The organism is Burkholderia anthina (assembly GCF_001547525.1).
GTDB lineage: Bacteria > Pseudomonadota > Gammaproteobacteria > Burkholderiales > Burkholderiaceae > Burkholderia > Burkholderia semiarida.
On record NZ_CM003769.1, the window covers coordinates 21,030 to 37,661 of the forward strand.

Sequence of the window (16,632 nt, forward strand, 5' to 3'; positions counted from 1 at the left end):
TTGCATCCGCGTTTTCAGCCGCTGTCTTTTTCATTCGACTACCCGCACATGGCCGAGGATCGCACTGCCTACGACGCGTTCGTCAGGTTCCTGGCGACGCCGCTGAACGACGGCCGGCCGTTCGTGCTGGAGACGCAGCACGCGGTCTCGCTGCACTTCGATCATTTCGGCACCCAGAGCTTCATGTCGCTGCATGATCCGGTGCGGCTCGCACTCGGTTATACGCGCGTGATGATGGGCTTCCTGCTGCTGCTGGCCGAGCCCGCACACATCTGCATGCTCGGGCTCGGCGGCGGGTCGCTCGCGAAGTACTGCTACCGCCACCTGCCCGGCACGACGATCGATGCGGTCGAGATCAATCCCGACGTGATCGCGCTGCGCGACACGTTCAGGATTCCTCCCGACGATGCGCGCTTCACCGTGGTGTGCGCCGACGGCGCGGACCATCTGGAGCGGGCGGACGTCCGCACGGACGTGATCCTGCACGATGCGTTCGTCGCCGACGGCATGCGCGGCCGCTGTACGGGCGCCACGTTCCTCGATGCGTGCCGCGCACGCCTGAGCGAATCCGGCGTGCTCGCGATCAACTTCATGGACGACGATCCGGCGTTGCCGCAGCACCTCGAGCAGTTGCGATCGGTATTCGGTTCGTCGTATGCGCTGGTGTCGTGCGGCGACGACAACAACTTCGTTGCATTCGCATGGAAGGACGGCAGCCTGTTGCCGTCGTTGCGTATCCTGCTGGAGCGGGCGCTCGCGTGCCCGCAGGCCGGTGAACTGAAGCTGGCCGCTACCGCGAGACGCATGAAGCGCGGCGAGGGCATCGATTCGCGGCGGCTGGTCTGGCGCGCGCAGTCGCACGAACGTTGGGAGATCGGCGCGTAGCCGTACCGAGGGGGGCGGGCCGTGCTCGGCCTGTGCGGCCGTGCTTACTTCACGCGCTTGCCGATCGCGCTGCGGGTCTTGTACGTGACGCCGTGCCGGTCGAGATAGTCGCGGATCAACTGCCGCACGACTTGCGACGGCGTAAGATCCTGCTCCGCGCAGAGCATCTCGAAGGCTTCCTTCTTCGCGGGATCGATCAGGACGGTCAGGCGGGCGGTTTTTGTTTCCATGACGGGGCGAGGGTGGTCGATATGTTAATCAAATTATAATCGATCCGCTTTCGGCGTTACCGCGGCGAGCGCCGCACGATCAGCGTTTGCTGCGCACCAGCGCGAGCAGATCGTCGATCACCGGCACGACGGCGAGCGTGACGAGCACCGCGGCGAGCGGCACGGTCGACACGTAGCCCACGTGCTTGAAGCCGATCGCGCCGGCCAGGCCGCCGACGAAGAACGACGAGAGCATCGTCGCGTGAATCCGCAGTTTCGACCGGTTGGCGATTACCGCGTGCGCGTCGACTTCGATGGCCGAGCGGTTCCAGTAGAACAGCTTGCCGAGCTCGATGCCGAGGTCGGTCACGATGCCCGTGATGTGCGTCGTGCGGATTTCCGCGCCGGAGAGCTTCGTGATCGTCGCGTTCTGCAACCCCATGATGAAGCACAGCAGCGTGACGGTCACCGGCACGAAGAACGTTTCCCACAGCGCGAGGTGGCTGCCGAGCAGCCCGAACAGCAACAGCAGCGCGGCCTCGACCAGCAGCGGCAGCATGAACTGGCTGTGCAGCCCGCGGCGGCGGCCCCAGTTGACGAGGATCGCCGAGCAGCCGGCGCCGATCAGGAACGACCCCAGCGAACTGATGCCGGCGAGCGCGAGCCGCACGTCGCCGAGCGCCGTCTGGTCGGCGATCGCCGACACGATGCCGCTCATGTGCGACGTGTATTGCTTGACCGCGAGAAAGCCGCCGGCATTGGCCGCGCCGGCGACGAACGCGAGCGAAAACCCGAGCTGGCGGTTCGCGTCCGCGCTGCGGTGTTTTCCGGTCAGGTTTCGAAAGTACTGCGCTGGCATAGGGGCTTCGCTCGATCGTCGCGGATTCGCGGGTACAGGCGGAAAACCGGTGCCGGAGGGCGTGGCGGGCCCGCCCCTTGCACCGGATGCCGGGGCTGTCGAATCATGTGATGGACATGATAATGTCATTATCATACTCTGTTGGCCGGATGGTGCATTCAGTACAATGACGGAAGGCGCCGCCGGCCGGCTGTTTCGCCGCCGCGCGGCGCTGATCACTTCTGCCCACCGCTTCATGACCCCGATCAAGTTCATCCTTCGCTACACGGCGATCCCGTTCACGGCCATCGTCGCCGTGGTGGTCTGGACCGTCATTCCATCGACGAAAGAGATCGATGCGAGACAATATGCGGCGCTGTCGCGTGCGTACGCGAGTTTCCCGCTGCCGTTCCGGCGCGAGATCTCGGACACGATGGCGCACGGCACGATCAACGACCGGCGCTACCAGACGCTCGTGCGCGATTCGCTGGGCAACGGCGTCGCGCTGGACTGGCCGGCGTCGGGCGTCGGCGGCGTCGCCGACGAGCGGCAAAAACTGGCCGAACTGATTCAGGCCGATTCGGATCTTCAAAGGCAACGGCAATGAAAACCCTGCTGGTTTCTGTGGCATTCGCGATGATCATCGCGAGCCTGATCGTCGCGCTGTACTTCATGAATCACGATCGCGGCAAGTCCAAGCGGATGGCGTGGTCGCTCGCCGCGCGCGTCGGATTGTCGGTCACGCTGTTTCTGTCGCTGCTGATCGCGTACAAGCTCGGCTGGATCGAGCCGACGGGGTTGCCGATCGGGCGGTGAGGCGCCGTCGTGTCAGGGCGGGCGGCGTGAGCGGGCGACGTCGCGTTGCCTGACCCGGAGCGGCGTTAGCGCGTGCGCGCCGAATCCGTCGATGTCGTTGGTGCGCGTGCGTTCGTCGCCGGGTTGCACCGGCAGGCAGCCGCGTCCGGTCGCGGCGATCGGCCGCCGCTCGTGATGAACGCGTTTCATTCGGTGACCGGCGAATCCGATGCCGACGTCGCGCGGCGGTTGCGTGACAAGCATGAGCGGATCGATGACGAACAGGGCGGGCTGAAGCTCGTCGACATGCCGGGCGGCGGCGTGGACCTGCGCGGCCTGGTGCTCGACCGGCCGCAGCGGGCGTTGCGGCGCGAGGCCACGGCGGCGTGAGAGGATGACCCGCGCACCGTGCGCGGGCGCTGGCCGGCGCGCGGTGCCGTGCATATCGCGCGATCAGATATCCATCGAAAAAATAACCATTTGGTACACGCGTCGGCGCGCATTACAGTCTCGCCTTCCGCCGGCTGCAACGCCGGTCGTTCCGACGTTATTCCAGATAATCGCCACATGAATCGTTCGATGCGTTCCAGGGTCCGCCGTGCCGCGGCCGCGCTGTTCGTGCTCGGCCTCGCGCCGGTTTCCCATGCGGCCCAGCCGACGTTGCGCGTCGGTATCGACGCCGAGTCATACCCGCCGTTCTTTTCGAAGGACGCCGCCGGCAAATGGAAGGGCTGGGAAGTCGACGTGCTCGATGCCGCGTGCGGGAAGCTGAACGTGCGCTGCGAGCTCACCGACATTGCGTGGGACGGCCTGATTCCGGCGTTGCAGAACCGCAAGATCGACGTGATCTGGTCGTCGATGACGATCACCGGCGAACGGCAGAAAGCGATCGATTTCAGCCGTGCGTATTACGAATCTCCGACGGTGTTCGTCGGTGCGAAAAGCGACCGGCGCCGCGTCGATTGCGCGGTGCCCGCGACCTTCAAGGGCCGCGTGATCGGCGTCGAGGCCGGCACCAACTTCTCGGCGTTCCTCGATGCCCGCTTCAAGCAGGACGCGCAGATCAAGGCATTCGACAAGTTCGACAATGCGCTCGCCGATCTGGTGTCCGGTCGCGTCGACTACGTGCAGGAAGGCAAGGGGCTGTTCACGGCGTTCCTCGCGTCGCGCGACGGCAAGGACTTCGAGGTCAAGGCCACGTGCGCGGACGATCCGGTGCTGGGCCTCGGCATCGGCGCGGGCGTGCGCCACGGCGATGCGCTGCGCGGCAAGCTGTCGACCGCGATCGCGCAACTGCAGCAGGACGGCACGTGGGATGCGATCACCGCCCGCTATCCGAACCTGAAGGGCACGATCGAGAAAGGCCGCTGACCCGATGGCCGCGGACGATTCGCTGCTCGCGCTGCTCGCCTTCGGCGACGGCGGATATGGCCGCGTGTTCGCGAGTGCGTTCGCGCTGACGTTCGGCGTTGCGGCCGCATCGTTCTGCACCGGCGTGCTGCTCGGCATCGCCGGCGCGCTCGGCATGCTGTCGCGATATTCAGCGCTTGTATGGCTGGCGCGGCTCTACACGATGCTCGTGCGCGCGCTGCCCGAGCTGTTGTGCCTGCTGCTGGCGTTCTACGCGGTCGCACCGGCTATCGAGAACGCGCTGCGCGTCAGCGGCATCGTGTCCGGCGACTTCGCGTTCGACCCGTTCGTCGTCGCCGCACTGTCGCTCGGTTTCATTCAGGGCGCGTATCTGACCGACATCTTCCGCGCGGCGCTCGTCAACGTGCCGGTCGGCCAGATCGAAGCCGCGCATGCGTACGGGATGACGCCATGGCTGACGTTCGCGCGCATCCGGCTGCCGGCCGCCGCGCGGCTCGCGCTGCCGGGCGTCGGCAACGTGTGGCTGAACGCGACGAAGGACGCGTCGTTCATCAGCGTGCTCGGTTCGTTCACGGATCTGCTGAAGGCGAGCCAGCTCGCGGCCGGCGCGACGCGGCACTACGTATTCTTCTATGTGGTCACGGCCGCGCTGTTCCTGTTGCTGAGCGTCACGTCGGCGGGCATCTTCGCGGCGCTCGAACGGCACGCGAATCGCGGCACGAGGCGTGCGACGACATGATCTTCTCGCTGCCTTTCCTGCTCGACACGGTAATGCCGAAGCTGCTCGCCGCGGTGCCGACGACGCTGGCGCTGACGCTATTGTCGGGTGCGGCCAGCATATTGCTGGGCGTGCCGCTCGCGCTCGCCGCCGGCGCACGCCATACGCCGGTGCGCTGGTCCGCGCGCGGCTGGCTCATGCTGATCCGCGGCACGCCGCTCCTCGTTCAGCTCTATCTGCTGTACTACGGATTCGGGCAGATCGTCCCGCGCGAGTGGATGCGCGACAGCTGGGCGTCGCCGCTGCTGCGCGACGCGTTCTGGTACGCGATCGTCGCGTTGAGCGTGAACGAGAGCGCGTATGTCGCGACGATCCTGCGTGGCGCGATCGCCGGCGTGCCGGCCGGCGAGATCGAGGCCGGCCACGCATACGGGATGACGCGCGTGCAGGTGCTGCGCCGTATCGTCGGCCCGCGAGCGTGGCGGCTTGCGCTGCCCGCGCTCACCGGAGAGGCGATCCTGCTGCTGAAATCGACCGTCCTCGCGTCCACCGTGACCGTGTTCGACGTGATGGGCACGGCCAATACGCTGCGCTTCGAGACGTTGCGCGTGTACGAACCGCTGGCCGGTGCGGCGATCGTCTATGTCGTGCTGGTCGCGCTGCTGACCATTCCTGCCGCCCGTCTCGAGCAGCGCGTCAATCGCTACCTGACGCGCGCACCCGACGAACGCATGCCCGCCCGGCGCCGCCGCGCGTCGTCGGGCGCGTGGGCGGCGCCCAACTGATTCCTGCCCTGGTAACGAGTTCCACGATGTCCGATCCTCGCCCCTTGCTGTTTTCCCTGTATGAACAAGCCAGCGTCGGCTGCGGCGGCGCGCCCAGCCTGTGGACCCATCCGGCTGATGAACGGCTGCGTGCGAATACGCTCGGGTTCTGGTCGAACCTCGCGCGCACGGCCGAACAGGCCGATCTCGACATGCTGTTCTTCGCGGACGTGCTCGGCCTGTACGACGTCTATGGCGGGTCGGCCGACGCGGCGCTGCAGTGGGCGGTCGAGGCGCCCGCGAACGATCCGATGATGCTGATCCCGGCGCTGGTCGCGCAGACGGAGCGGCTCGCGTTCGGAGTGACCGCGAGCACGACCTACGAGCATCCGTTCGCGCTCGCGCGCCGCTTCAGCACGCTCGATCATCTCAGCAACGGCCGGATCGGCTGGAACATCGTGACGTCCTACCTGACGAGCGCCGCACGCAACTTCGGGCTGGACCGGATGATCGGCCACGACGAACGCTACGCGCGCGCGGAGGAATTTCTCGACGTCGTGTACAAACTGTGGGAAGGGAGCTGGGCGGACGATGCGGTCGTCGCCGACAAGCACGCGCCGCGCTATGCGCGTGGCGACCGCGTGCGGCCGATCGCGCACGAAGGCGCGCACTATCGCGTGCAGGGGCCGCACGTCTGCGCGCCGTCGCCGCAGCGCTCGCCCGTGCTGATCCAGGCCGGCTGGTCGGGGCGCGGACGCGAGTTCGCGGCGAAGCATGCGGAGGTGGTGTTCGTCGCGAAGTCGAACCCGCACGAGATCCGTGCGGGCCTCGACGAGATTCGACGACTCGCGGCCGAACGCGGCCGGGCGGCGGACGACGTGAAGTCGCTGACGGTGCTGCGGATCGTGACGGCGCGCTCGTCGAGCGACGCGAAGGAGAAATATCACACGCTGCAGCAGCACTATCACCGGCACGCGCAACTCGTCAGCTATGCGGGCGACACCGGCATCGACATCGACCGCTATGCGGACGACGAGCCGCTGACGACGTACACGGAAGGGCTGACGTCCTACGTGGTGCGGCCGGACGGCAGCGGCAAGCCGCTCACGGCCGGCGACGTGCGGCGCAAGTTCGCGAGCGTCACGCGGGGCACCGACCTGATCCTCGTCGGCTCGCCCGACGAAGTCGCGGACCAGCTCGCCGAGCATGCGCGGCAGTCGACGACGAGCGGCTACATGCTCAATCCGCTGGTCAGCCCCGGCACGCTCGACGATTTTGCCGAACTAATCGTGCCGGAACTGAAGAAGCGCGGCCTGTACCGGACGACGCCGGCGAGCGGCACCTTCCGTTCGCGGCTGAGCGGCCGCGACCGCCTGCCCGATACGGCCTACGGTGCTTCATTCCGGTTTCCCGTGCCGGAAGCGGGCTGACGAGGCGATCGATGCCGGACGACCCTCAGCGGAGTTGCATGACATGACCGACGACGTACTGTTCCTGCTGCAACTGCCTCGTGCCGACCGGAATCTTCGGGCATGAATGGCGCGACGAACGAAACCATGGACGCGCCGCGGCGCGAAGATCGATCGCATCGATCGGCGTCGCCGCCCGTCCTGAGCGCCGACGGCATCGCGAAACGCTTCGACGCGACCGTCGCGCTGGCGGCGCTCGATCTGTCGATCGGCGCCGGAGAAGTCGTCGCGCTGATGGGCGCGAACGGCGCGGGCAAGTCGACCTTCGTCAAGATCCTGAGCGGCGCGCTGCAAGCGGACGGCGGCACGCTGACGCTGCACGGCGAACCGTATCGGCCGGGTTCGCCGCATGCGGCGAAGCGGCTCGGCGTCGCGACCGTGCACCAGTCGGTGGCCGATGCCGTCGTGCCAACGCTGTCGATCGCCGACAACCTGCTGCTGGACCGGCTGTGCGATCCGGCCTCGCCGTGGCACGTGCCGCCGGCCGCGCGGCGTGCCGCGGCGCGATCGCTCGCCGCGCGGGTCGGGCTCGACGTCGATCTGGCGGCGCCGCTGGCCTCGCTGTCGCTGGCCGACCAGCAGCGCGTGACCTTGGCGCGCGCGCTGGCCGGGCAGCCGTCGTTGCTGATTCTCGACGAGCCGACCGCCAGCCTGTCCGCAGCGGAGGCCGAGCGGCTGTTCGTGCTGGTGGACGCGTTGCGCCGAGATGGCGTCGCGATCCTGCTCGTGTCGCATCGGCTCGGCGATTTGCGTCGCATCGCCGATCGTGCGGCGATCGTCCGCGACGGCCGGATCGTTGCCGATCTGGCCGCGCCGATCGATTTCGACGCCGCGGTGGAAACGATGATCGGCCGGCCGCTGCCGCGTACGCGTGCAGCGGCGCCGGAGCGTGCCGGTCTGGCCGGGCTGGCCGGATCCGGGGCCGAGGTCGGTTCAGGCTTCAGCGTGCGGCAGATCCGGCTGACGCCGACCAGTACGCCGTTCGACCTCGATGTCCGGCGCGGCGAGATCGTCGCGATCGCGGGCCCGGTCGGCGGCGGCAAGTCGCGCTTCGCACGGACGATCTTCGGCGCGGTGCGGGCGGCGGCCGGCGAGATGACGCTCGACGGCCGGCCGTGGCGGCCACGTTCGCCGGCGCACGCGATTCGCGCCGGCGTATTCCTGGCCGGCGAGGATCGCTGGCGCACGTCGCTGTTTCCCGACAGCGTGCCGTTCGCGTCGATCGCGGGCACGATCGGCTTTCCGTTCCTGGCGCGCTGGTTCGCGAGCGGCGCGGTGCGCCGAGCCCGCGAACGCACGGCGGCCGCGGCAGCGATCGCGCGGTTCGGCATTTGCTGCGAGGGGCCCGACGATCGCGTCGCGCACCTGTCCGGCGGCAACCAGCAGAAGGTCGTGCTCGCGCGCTGGCACGCCGAACCGGCGCGGCTGCTGCTGCTCGACGAACCGTTCCAGGGCATCGATGCAGGCGCGCGCGCCGATATCGTCGATACGCTGCGCCGTCATGCGCATGAGCGCGCGACGATCGTGTTCGTCAGCGATCTCGAGGAAGCCGCCGAGATCGCCGACCGTATCGTGCGCTTCGATCGCGCGACGCTCGATGGCCTGCCTCCGACTTCTTCCATCGTGGGTGCTTGCTCATGAAACCCGTGACTTCTTCCGATGTACGTCATGCCGCATCCGTCGAACGGTCGTCGCGCGCCGGGCCGGCGCGCATCCGCGATGCGCTCGAACGAACCGGCATCCTGCTCGTGCTGGCCATCCTCGTCGGCGTATTCGCGCTCGAGGAGCCCGCGTTCCTGAACCTCGACAATCTGTTCAGCATCCTGCAGGCGGTGTCGATCGTCGCGTTGCTCGGCGTCGGCGTGACGGTCACGCTCGCGGCCGGTGGTTTCGACCTGTCGGTCGGCAGCGTGGCCGCGACCGCGCAGATGGCCGCGAGCTACGTGCTGGTCGTCTGGCACGGCAGCGCGTGGGCGGCCGTGATCGCCTGCGTCGCGCTCGGCGTGGCCGCCGGATTGTTCAACGGCGTGCTGATTACGCGGCTGCGCGTGCCCGACCAGCTCGCGACGCTCGGCACGCTGTTCCTGCTGGCCGGCCTGCAGTTGATCCCCACCGGCGGCCGTTCGCTGGCGACCGGCTCCGTGCTGCCCGACGGCACGGATGCGACGGGCGTGTTCCCCGACGCGTTTCTCGCGCTCGGCCGGCTGCGCGTGTTCGACGTCGTACCGTTGCCGGTGCTGGTGCTTGCGGCCGTGACGGTGCTGGCCTGCATCACGATGGAAGCGACGCGCTGGGGGCGCGTGATCTATGCGATCGGCGGCAACGAAACGGCCGCGCGGCTGGCCGGTGCACCGGCCGCGCGCTACCGCGTCGCCGCATATGTCGTGTCGGGTGCGATCGCGTCGCTGGGCGGCGTGCTGATCGCCGCGCGGGTCGGCCGCGGCGACGTGAGCGCGGGGCACTCGCTGCTGCTCGACGCGGTGGCCGCCGCGCTGATCGGTTACGCGGTGTGGGGCGCGAAGCGGCCCAACGTGTTCGGCACGGTCGTCGGCGCGGTGTTCGTCGGCGTGCTGCTCAACGGGCTGACGATGCTGAACGCGCCGTACTACATGCAGGATTTCATCAAGGGCGTGCTGCTCGTGCTGGCCTTGGCGTTTACGTTCGGCATCGGTCGCCGTGCGGACGCCCGGGCGTGACGGGTGAGGTCGCCGAGACTCGGATCAGGCATGGACGGGTTCGAAGAATCTTCAGGCTGGACTGTTTGTTATCCAAAGTAATATCGATTGCCGAATCGGTCGGTTTGAGTTTGCGTGTCGCGCTGATAGATTGAACCGATATCGTTCTATATGGGGACAGACGCGCCATGTGCTCATTGCTTCGCCGAAAGTCACGCATCGAACCGAAACTCGGCGCGCTCGCGCTGGGCGTCGCGCTCGTGCTGGGTGTGTCCGCGGCGTACGCCGGCCCGCTCAAGGGCGCGCCGGCGCCGTTCGACAAGGGCGGCGTGAAGATCGCGCTCGTCAACTACCTGTCGACCGGCGATTTCTTCCAGGCCTACGAAGCTGGCGCGCAGAAGCAGGCACGTGCGCTCGGCGTCGATCTGCGCATCTACGAAGGCCGGCAGGACGCGGCCGAGCAGCGCGAGCAGATTCAGCAGGCGATCAGCATCGGCGTGTCCGCGATCATCGTCAATCACGGCTTGCCGGAATCGCTGAAGGACGTCGTTCAGCGTGCGCTGGACAAAGGCATCAAGGTCGTTGCGTTCGACGTCGATCTCGCCAATCCGAAGGTGCCGCAGATCGAGCAGAACGATCGCGACCTGGCGAACCTGCTGCTCGATCAGGCCGTGAAGGACAACGGCGACGCGTTCGCGGCAGGGTACGTGTACGTGGCCGGATTCGCGCCGCTCGACCGGCGCGATGCCGCGTGGCGCGATTTCAAGCGCGCGCACCCGAAGATCCGGGAAAAGGCGCGCTGGGGCACCGTCGACAATCCGATCGCGCAATCGGTCGCGAACCAGGCGGCGGCCGTGTATCGCGCGAATCCCGACATTCGCGTCGTATTCGCGCCGTACGACGAGTTCGCGCGCGGCGCGAAGCTCGCGGCCGACGAGGCCAGGCTGTCGTCGAAGCTGCGCATCTACAGCGCGGACGTATCGACGGCCGACATCGAGGCGATTCGCGCGCCGAACAGCGCGTGGGTCGCGACGGCCGCGACCAATCCGGCGGTCGTCGGCGCGGTGTCGGTGCGAGCGGCGGCGCTGCTGGTGGCCGGGCAAAACCCGGGCGCGCGCATCGCGGTCAAGCCGACGCTGATTACGCGCGACGATCTCGTGAAGAACGACATTCATACCGTGGCGGAACTCGGCGCGAAGTTTCCGGCGTTCCGCGCGAGCGATGCGGCGACGGCTGCGTGGATTCCGGCGGTCGACTGATCGCCCTGGCGCGCAACGAACCGATCGGTCGCCTGCGTGCCGCCTACCCATGACTCGACCATGACGACCCTGAACGACTATCTTGCACAAAAGCGCGACGCCTGGCGAGCGAAGCAGCAGGCCGCCCGCAACGATCCCGATCTCAAGGCGACGCCGCTGAAGGCGACCGTGCGCGCGCTCGGTCGCAGCGGCGTGCGCGAGATCCGGATTCGCGACTTCCAGGTGATCAGCGACAGTCCGCCCGATTTCGCGGGCTACAACCTCGGGCCTGCGTCGCCGGAACTGCAACTGGGCGTGCTCGGCAGTTGCCTCACGCACATCACGTTGATCCAGGCCGCGGAGCGGGGCCTGAAGATCGACGCGATCGAAGTCGAAGTCACCGGCGACCAGCATCCGCTCGCGCAGCAGCCGGGGTTCGAGCACGTTCCGGTATTCCCGCACAACATCCGCTATACGCTGGACATCGTGTCGCCGGAGCCGCCGGAGGTCATTCGGGCGTTGCATCAGGCGGTCGAAGCGGTGTGCCCGATCTTCAATTTGCTGAGGTCGCCGCAGCACATCGACGGGGAATTGCGGCATACGAGCGGGTAGGGCACTGGCGCGGTGACGCGTGACAGAGTTTTGCGGAGAAATCGATATATTGTGATAAGAATACTTATCCAGATGGCCGTAATTCAAGTGGCGAGCGTTGGCGTATTCGGACCACCGCGTGCCCGACGAGGGCCGTAACGACGCTAGTTGCCCGGTTCCTTCGTCACGTCATGACGATAGGCGCGCGGCGAGCAGCCCACGATGCGTTTGAACGCATGGCCGAACGCGCTATCCGAGTCGTAGCCGAGCCGCTGCGCGATCGCCGAGATCGACGCCGTGGAGTGGCGCAGTTCGCGCATCGCCAGCTGTATCCGCCACCGCAACACGTATTCGAGCGGCCCGAACCCGAGCCGCCGCTTGAAATGCAGCGCGAACGTCGAACGCGACACATGGCAGCAGGCCGCCAGCGCGTCGACGGTCCAGCGTCGCTCGGGCGCCGCGTGAATCGCGGCCAGCGCCGCGCTGACTCGCGAATCCGCGAATCCGGCCAGCCACCCGACGTCGCCGTTCGCGCCGGCGTCCACATAACGCCGCAGGATCTGCACGAGCATCATGTGTCCGAGATGCCGAACCATCAGCGACCCGCCCGGCGACGCCGCGACGAACTCCCGTGCGAGTTGCTGCAGCGACCAGCGCAGGACCGCCGCCGGTTCGGAATCGCCGCTCACGATCACCACGGGCGGCAGGCTGCCGAGCAGCAGCGGCATCCGTTCCTCATAGGCGAAGCGGCCGCCGATCAGAAAGCAGTCGGCCGGTTCGCCATAGTGCGCGATACCGTGGTCGACATGTCGGTACACGTCGGCGGCGGGCACCGGCGCGACCGACGGATCGCTCGCCAGCGAAAATGCCCGCGGCGCGGCGAGCAGGAAGCAGTCGCCCGTGCGCAGCCGGACGGGTGGCCCTGCACCGTCGACGGTCAGCCAGCAACTGCCTTCGACCACCGCGTTGAACTTGATCCCGTCGGGCGGGGGCAGGTCGACGGCCCATGGGCCACCGGCCCGCAGGCCGGTGAAAAACGAGTCGCGCGTTTCCAGCAGCGACAGCACTTCCGATAGCGGGTCCACGCGCAATCCCGGACGATCTCGACGAAAAACCGGATTCTATTGCATTCACAGTCCGGATGCGCGGCCGGAGAATGGGCTCGTGCAGTGACGCGGCCGATGGGCGGCCGCGGGCTTCGCACGCCGTTCCTGGAGCTTTCAATGACGAGCAGGCAGCAACCCCTTCATTCCGGATTCGACGCTGCATCGACGGCGAGCGACGTCCTGGCCGGTCTCGACCTGCGCGGCAAGACCGCGATCGTGACGGGCGGCCATTCGGGTCTCGGGCTCGAAACCACGCGTGCACTGGCGCAAGCCGGCGCGCGCGTCGTCGTCGGCGCGCGAAGCGTCGCGGCCGCGCGCGAGGCGACGCGCGACATCGCCGGCGTGGAGATCGCGACGCTCGATCTGGCGGACCCCGCGAGCGTGGATGCATTCGGGGCCCGGTTTGTCGACGCGCGGCGCAACGTACATATCGTGATCAACAGCGCGGGCATCATGGCCTGCCCCGAGACCCGCGTCGGCGACGGTCGGGAAGCGCAGATGGCCGTCAATCACCTCGGTCACTACGTGCTCGTCAACCGCCTATGGCCTGTGCTCGCGCACGGAGACGGCGCACGTGTGGTCGCGGTGTCGTCGCTCGGGCACCGGCTGTCGCCGATCCGTTGGGACGATATCGCGTTCACGCGCGGTTACGACAAATGGCTGGCGTACGGACAGTCGAAAACCGCCAACGCCTTGTTCGCGGTGCAGCTCGACGTGCTCGGTGCGCCATTCGGCGTTCGCGCATATTCGCTGCATCCCGGCAAGATCGCGACGCCGCTGCAGCGCCATCTGACGCGCGAGGAAATGATGGCGCAAGGTTGGGTGGACGAGCACGGTGTGCCGATCGATCCGACTTTCAAGACACCTGAGCAGGGTGCTGCAACCCAGGTATGGGCGGCGACGTCGCCGCGCCTGGCCGATCTCGGCGGTGTTTATTGCGAGGATTGCGACGTCGCGACAGTGACGCGCGGCAACGAGGAATCAGGCGTGCGGCCGCATGCGATCGATCCGGAGGAAGCCGCGCGGCTGTGGGCGTGGTCCGCGGCCGCGACGGGCGTCGATGCCTTTGCCGTGCGGCGCTGACGCCCAGGTATGCGTCGGGCCGGGTGCCGCGCGGGTATCCGGCGGCGGCACGACATCCGCGCGCGGCAGCCTATCCGCACGTCTACCGCAGCGCCCGCCCCATCTCCGCGATCGGCATCGCGACGATCGAATTCAGCAATCGCATTTCCCCGGCGTCCGGATGCGCGATGTGCCGCACTTCATCGAGCGCCTGAACGACGAGACGGTCGAGCGGTTCGAGAAAGCGCCGCAGTTCGCTGGCGGCCGCTTTCTCCCTGAGCCCGAGCGCCTGGCCGAACGCGACCAGTGCGTCCATGTCGATATCGGCGAACCGCGTGGCATGCCCGAGCGGCATCGTCAGCTCGCAGTGCGGCCAGTGATCGCCGCGATGGTCGGGCCGGTGCGTCGGCGTGTGATACACGACCGTGCTGACGATGTCGTAGAACGGCGCGAGCCGGTAGCCGCGCGCGTCGACGAAGAACGACAGGTTCTTCAGGTGCGCGTCGGCATTGCCGACCACCACGTTGAACACGGTCCAGCGGAACACCGACAGGCGCGTGAGCGCTCTCGTGCTGGTGCGCTCGATCGCGCGGGCCAGTTCCTGTGCGTTCGCCCGCTGATATTTGAAACCGCGGTCGTAGTTGAGCAACTGCATCGCGTCGATCGTATGCACGCGCCCGGCCGGTTCGGACGCGACGTCGCGGTCGAACCGGTCGATTACGTAACACGCGGACGGCGCGCGCAGGAAATGCACGTCCGGTACGTCGAGCCCCATCTTCTTCGCGAGCCGCATGCAGAAGAACTCGTTGATCGCCGAATGCGGATAGCCGGCCGCACGCATGTCGGGTTTGAGCAGGTGCATCGACGGTTCGCTGCCGACCGGCTCGAACAGCGCGTAGTCGGGCGCGTCGCCGCGCAGCACCAGCAGCAGCTTCTGCTGCGCGCCGGCCGCCGACATGCGCTTGGGTGCGGTCGCCGTCAGCGCGCGTTCGGGCATCGCCTGGATTCGCCGTTCGAGCTCGTCGAGCGGCAGCGGCTGCAGGCCGCCGGGCGCTTCGTGTTCGCCTTCGGCCAGCAGCGTCAGCGCGCCGGCCGATTCGCGGCCGAAGTACGCGAGCAGGCCCCACGCGTCGGCCGCATCGACCTTCGCCTCGCGCGCGAGCGACGTGCGCATGCCTTCCTCGGGCAGCAGGTTGTCGAAGAACCACTGCACTGGACGATCGGTCGACGTGTCGGTGAACACGCCCGCGCGCAGCGGGAACGCCGGCGACAGCGGATACGCGGCGGGTGACGCGAGCCATTGCGGGTCGTACGCGAACGACCAGATGCCTTTATCGTCGGTCAGCGTGCCCATGCGCACGCCGTTGGCGGACGCGATCAGCGTTCTAGCCGCCATGGCTGCTCCTGCGGCGTTGCGCGGCTTTCAGCGCGGTGGCTTCGGATATCTCGACCGACGACTCGGCGTACAGGCGCACGCCGAGCTCGCCCAACAGCAGCATGACCTTGCCGATTTGCGCGGTTGGCTTGCCGGCTTCCACCTGACTGATGAATTTCGGCGACAGGCCGGTCGCGTTCGCGAGCTCGTCCCGCGTGAACCCCTGCTGGATCCGCGCGGAACGAATGAGGTGGGCGAGCGCGCCGATCGTGTCGACGGACTGGGACTCCGACATGACGTTCTCCGTGCTTCGTATCTGAGCGGGAACAGTATCGCATAACTCGCCAAGTCGAGCGGTAATTCGTATTCGTACGGGAACGAACAGATGCTTCCGAGGCCGGGGGACGGCATTTCGTACCCGTTCGGGAACAGATTGTCTGGAAACGGCCGTTGAGAGCCGTCCGCGTATCTGATCGGATACGGAGCGAGGGGCGCCGGGCGCCTTTGCATGCGCGTCCGACCCGCCACGCCGGGAAAGGCACCCGGCGGATGTTCGCGGGCGGCGGGTCGGTTCGTCGCCGTCTGCGCCCGGCGTGGCGACGCACGATCATTCCGCGAACGGGCGCCGACCACCTTCGCCACGGTGGCACGGTGCGCGCCGAACCCCCTTTCTACAATTCCGTCCGACGTACTACAGGCGCCGCCGCACCCGAAAAGCAGGCCCGGTCCTTGCGCCGGGCAGGCGTCGGCGGCGGCGTTCGCGCCCCGCCACATGACGATTTGCACGGGAGTCGCGCATGGAACCGATGCCGGTCGTACTGCTGTGGCACGACGTTCTCGTCAGGATCGTTCTGGCGCTCGTCGCGGGCGGGCTGATCGGCCTCGATCGCAGCGAATCCGGCAAGCCGGCCGGGCTGCGGACGACGATCCTCGTCTGTCTCGCCGCATGCCTGTCGATGCTGCAGGTCAATGCGCTGCTGCTGCAGGCGGGCAAGCCGGAGGGCGCGTTTTCGGTGCTGGACCTGATGCGGCTGCCGCTCGGCATCCTGACTGGAATGGGCTTCATCGGCGGCGGCGCGATCCTTCATCGCGATGGCCTCGTATCCGGCGTCACCACGGCCGCGACGCTGTGGTTCGTCACCGTCATCGGGCTGTGCGTCGGCGGCGGCCAGTTGTCACTCGGCGCGCTCGGGCTGGTGCTCGCCTTGCTCGTCGTCTGGCCGCTGCGGCTGGTCGAGCAGCGCTTGCGGCGCGTCCGGACCGCGCTGGTCACGATCGAATATCCGCCGGGCTCGGTTGCGCGCGAACAACTGATCGCGAAATTGTGCGGGGCGGGATTCACGTGCCGGACGAAAAGCTTTTGCGAAACGGCTGCACGCGCGGTGCGCGAGGAAGAACTGTTCGTGCAGTGGCGCGAAGCGGCCAGCGCCGACGTGATGCTGAAGCAGTTGATGCGGATCGTCGAATCCGCGGGCCTGACGTCGGTCCGCTGCGCGACGGAGAACTGACGCGCGCCGCCGCTGGAACGCGCGATGC

General features: G+C 67.7%; 19 protein-coding genes. 14 read left to right on the top strand and 5 right to left on the bottom strand.

Annotated features, from left to right (window positions below; all coding sequences use genetic code 11):
• Positions 1-48 precede the first annotated feature (48 nt).
• The gene (locus tag WS64_RS16410) at positions 49-885 is read left to right on the top strand and encodes a spermine/spermidine synthase domain-containing protein (RefSeq protein WP_060966994.1); all 837 of its coding nucleotides are present in this window, start codon (positions 49-51) and stop codon (positions 883-885) included.
• Between the two features lie 44 nt (positions 886-929).
• On the opposite strand, the gene WS64_RS16415 is transcribed toward WS64_RS16410, so the two are convergent.
• Positions 930-1,115: a ribbon-helix-helix protein, CopG family gene (locus tag WS64_RS16415; RefSeq protein ID WP_059575126.1), complete on the bottom strand. Its 186-nt coding sequence runs from the start codon at positions 1,113-1,115 to the stop codon at positions 930-932.
• Between the two features lie 79 nt (positions 1,116-1,194).
• On the bottom strand, positions 1,195-1,953 hold the full coding sequence (locus WS64_RS16420; RefSeq protein WP_060966995.1) for a YoaK family protein: 759 nt from the start codon (positions 1,951-1,953) through the stop codon (positions 1,195-1,197).
• 235 nt (positions 1,954-2,188) lie between these two features.
• Here WS64_RS16420 and WS64_RS16425 point away from each other — a divergent pair, with 235 nt between their 5' ends.
• The 11 genes from WS64_RS16425 to WS64_RS16475 all read left to right on the top strand — a co-directional run bounded on the left by WS64_RS16425 (position 2,189) and on the right by WS64_RS16475 (position 11,574).
• Complete coding sequence (locus WS64_RS16425; protein ID WP_060967461.1) at positions 2,189-2,539, top strand: hypothetical protein; 351 nt, start codon at positions 2,189-2,191, stop codon at positions 2,537-2,539.
• Positions 2,536-2,748 (top strand): twin transmembrane helix small protein, encoded by a 213-nt coding sequence (locus WS64_RS16430; protein ID WP_060966996.1) that lies wholly within the window; start codon positions 2,536-2,538, stop codon positions 2,746-2,748. The genes WS64_RS16425 and WS64_RS16430 overlap by 4 nt, the downstream gene beginning before the upstream one ends.
• Before the next feature lie 72 nt (positions 2,749-2,820).
• Complete coding sequence (locus WS64_RS35260; RefSeq protein WP_060966997.1) at positions 2,821-3,117, top strand: hypothetical protein; 297 nt, start codon at positions 2,821-2,823, stop codon at positions 3,115-3,117.
• 177 nt (positions 3,118-3,294) lie between these two features.
• Entirely contained in the window at positions 3,295-4,098 is an 804-nt protein-coding gene (locus WS64_RS16440; RefSeq protein ID WP_059637348.1) for a transporter substrate-binding domain-containing protein, read from the top strand.
• 4 nt (positions 4,099-4,102) lie between these two features.
• Positions 4,103-4,837, top strand: a complete 735-nt coding sequence (locus WS64_RS16445; RefSeq protein ID WP_060966998.1) for an ABC transporter permease subunit — start codon at positions 4,103-4,105, stop codon at positions 4,835-4,837.
• Positions 4,834-5,601, top strand: a complete 768-nt coding sequence (locus WS64_RS16450; RefSeq protein ID WP_060011094.1) for an ABC transporter permease — start codon at positions 4,834-4,836, stop codon at positions 5,599-5,601. The genes WS64_RS16445 and WS64_RS16450 overlap by 4 nt, the downstream gene beginning before the upstream one ends.
• 26 nt (positions 5,602-5,627) lie before the next feature.
• Complete coding sequence (locus WS64_RS16455) at positions 5,628-7,010, top strand: LLM class flavin-dependent oxidoreductase (protein WP_060966999.1); 1,383 nt, start codon at positions 5,628-5,630, stop codon at positions 7,008-7,010.
• A 102-nt stretch (positions 7,011-7,112) separates the two neighbouring features.
• A complete protein-coding gene (locus tag WS64_RS16460) occupies positions 7,113-8,690 on the top strand; it encodes a sugar ABC transporter ATP-binding protein (protein WP_081103855.1) in 1,578 nt (525 codons plus the stop codon).
• On the top strand, positions 8,687-9,745 hold the full coding sequence (locus WS64_RS16465) for an ABC transporter permease (RefSeq protein WP_060967000.1): 1,059 nt from the start codon (positions 8,687-8,689) through the stop codon (positions 9,743-9,745). Before WS64_RS16460 ends, WS64_RS16465 begins: the two co-directional genes overlap by 4 nt.
• Before the next feature lie 167 nt (positions 9,746-9,912).
• Positions 9,913-10,983 carry a substrate-binding domain-containing protein gene (locus WS64_RS16470; protein WP_060967001.1) on the top strand — a complete coding sequence of 357 codons (1,071 nt, stop codon included), beginning with the start codon at positions 9,913-9,915 and terminating at the stop codon, positions 10,981-10,983.
• A gap of 60 nt (positions 10,984-11,043) precedes the next feature.
• Positions 11,044-11,574 (top strand): OsmC family protein, encoded by a 531-nt coding sequence (locus tag WS64_RS16475; RefSeq protein ID WP_060967002.1) that lies wholly within the window; start codon positions 11,044-11,046, stop codon positions 11,572-11,574.
• 143 nt (positions 11,575-11,717) lie between these two features.
• Here the strand turns inward: WS64_RS16475 and WS64_RS16480 are convergent, their stop codons facing one another.
• A complete protein-coding gene (locus WS64_RS16480; RefSeq protein ID WP_060967463.1) occupies positions 11,718-12,638 on the bottom strand; it encodes an AraC family transcriptional regulator in 921 nt (306 codons plus the stop codon).
• A 138-nt stretch (positions 12,639-12,776) separates the two neighbouring features.
• Here WS64_RS16480 and WS64_RS16485 point away from each other — a divergent pair, with 138 nt between their 5' ends.
• Positions 12,777-13,742, top strand: a complete 966-nt coding sequence (locus WS64_RS16485; RefSeq protein WP_060967003.1) for an SDR family NAD(P)-dependent oxidoreductase — start codon at positions 12,777-12,779, stop codon at positions 13,740-13,742.
• 82 nt (positions 13,743-13,824) lie between these two features.
• Here the strand turns inward: WS64_RS16485 and WS64_RS16490 are convergent, their stop codons facing one another.
• Together WS64_RS16490 and WS64_RS16495 are read right to left on the bottom strand one after the other, a co-directional pair.
• A complete protein-coding gene (locus WS64_RS16490) occupies positions 13,825-15,117 on the bottom strand; it encodes a HipA domain-containing protein (RefSeq protein WP_060967004.1) in 1,293 nt (430 codons plus the stop codon).
• Complete coding sequence (locus WS64_RS16495; protein ID WP_059637375.1) at positions 15,107-15,391, bottom strand: helix-turn-helix domain-containing protein; 285 nt, start codon at positions 15,389-15,391, stop codon at positions 15,107-15,109. Before WS64_RS16495 ends, WS64_RS16490 begins: the two co-directional genes overlap by 11 nt.
• Before the next feature lie 502 nt (positions 15,392-15,893).
• Between WS64_RS16495 and WS64_RS16500 the strand changes: the two genes are divergently transcribed.
• Positions 15,894-16,604 (top strand): MgtC/SapB family protein, encoded by a 711-nt coding sequence (locus WS64_RS16500; RefSeq protein ID WP_060967005.1) that lies wholly within the window; start codon positions 15,894-15,896, stop codon positions 16,602-16,604.
• Positions 16,605-16,632: the final 28 nt, after the last annotated feature.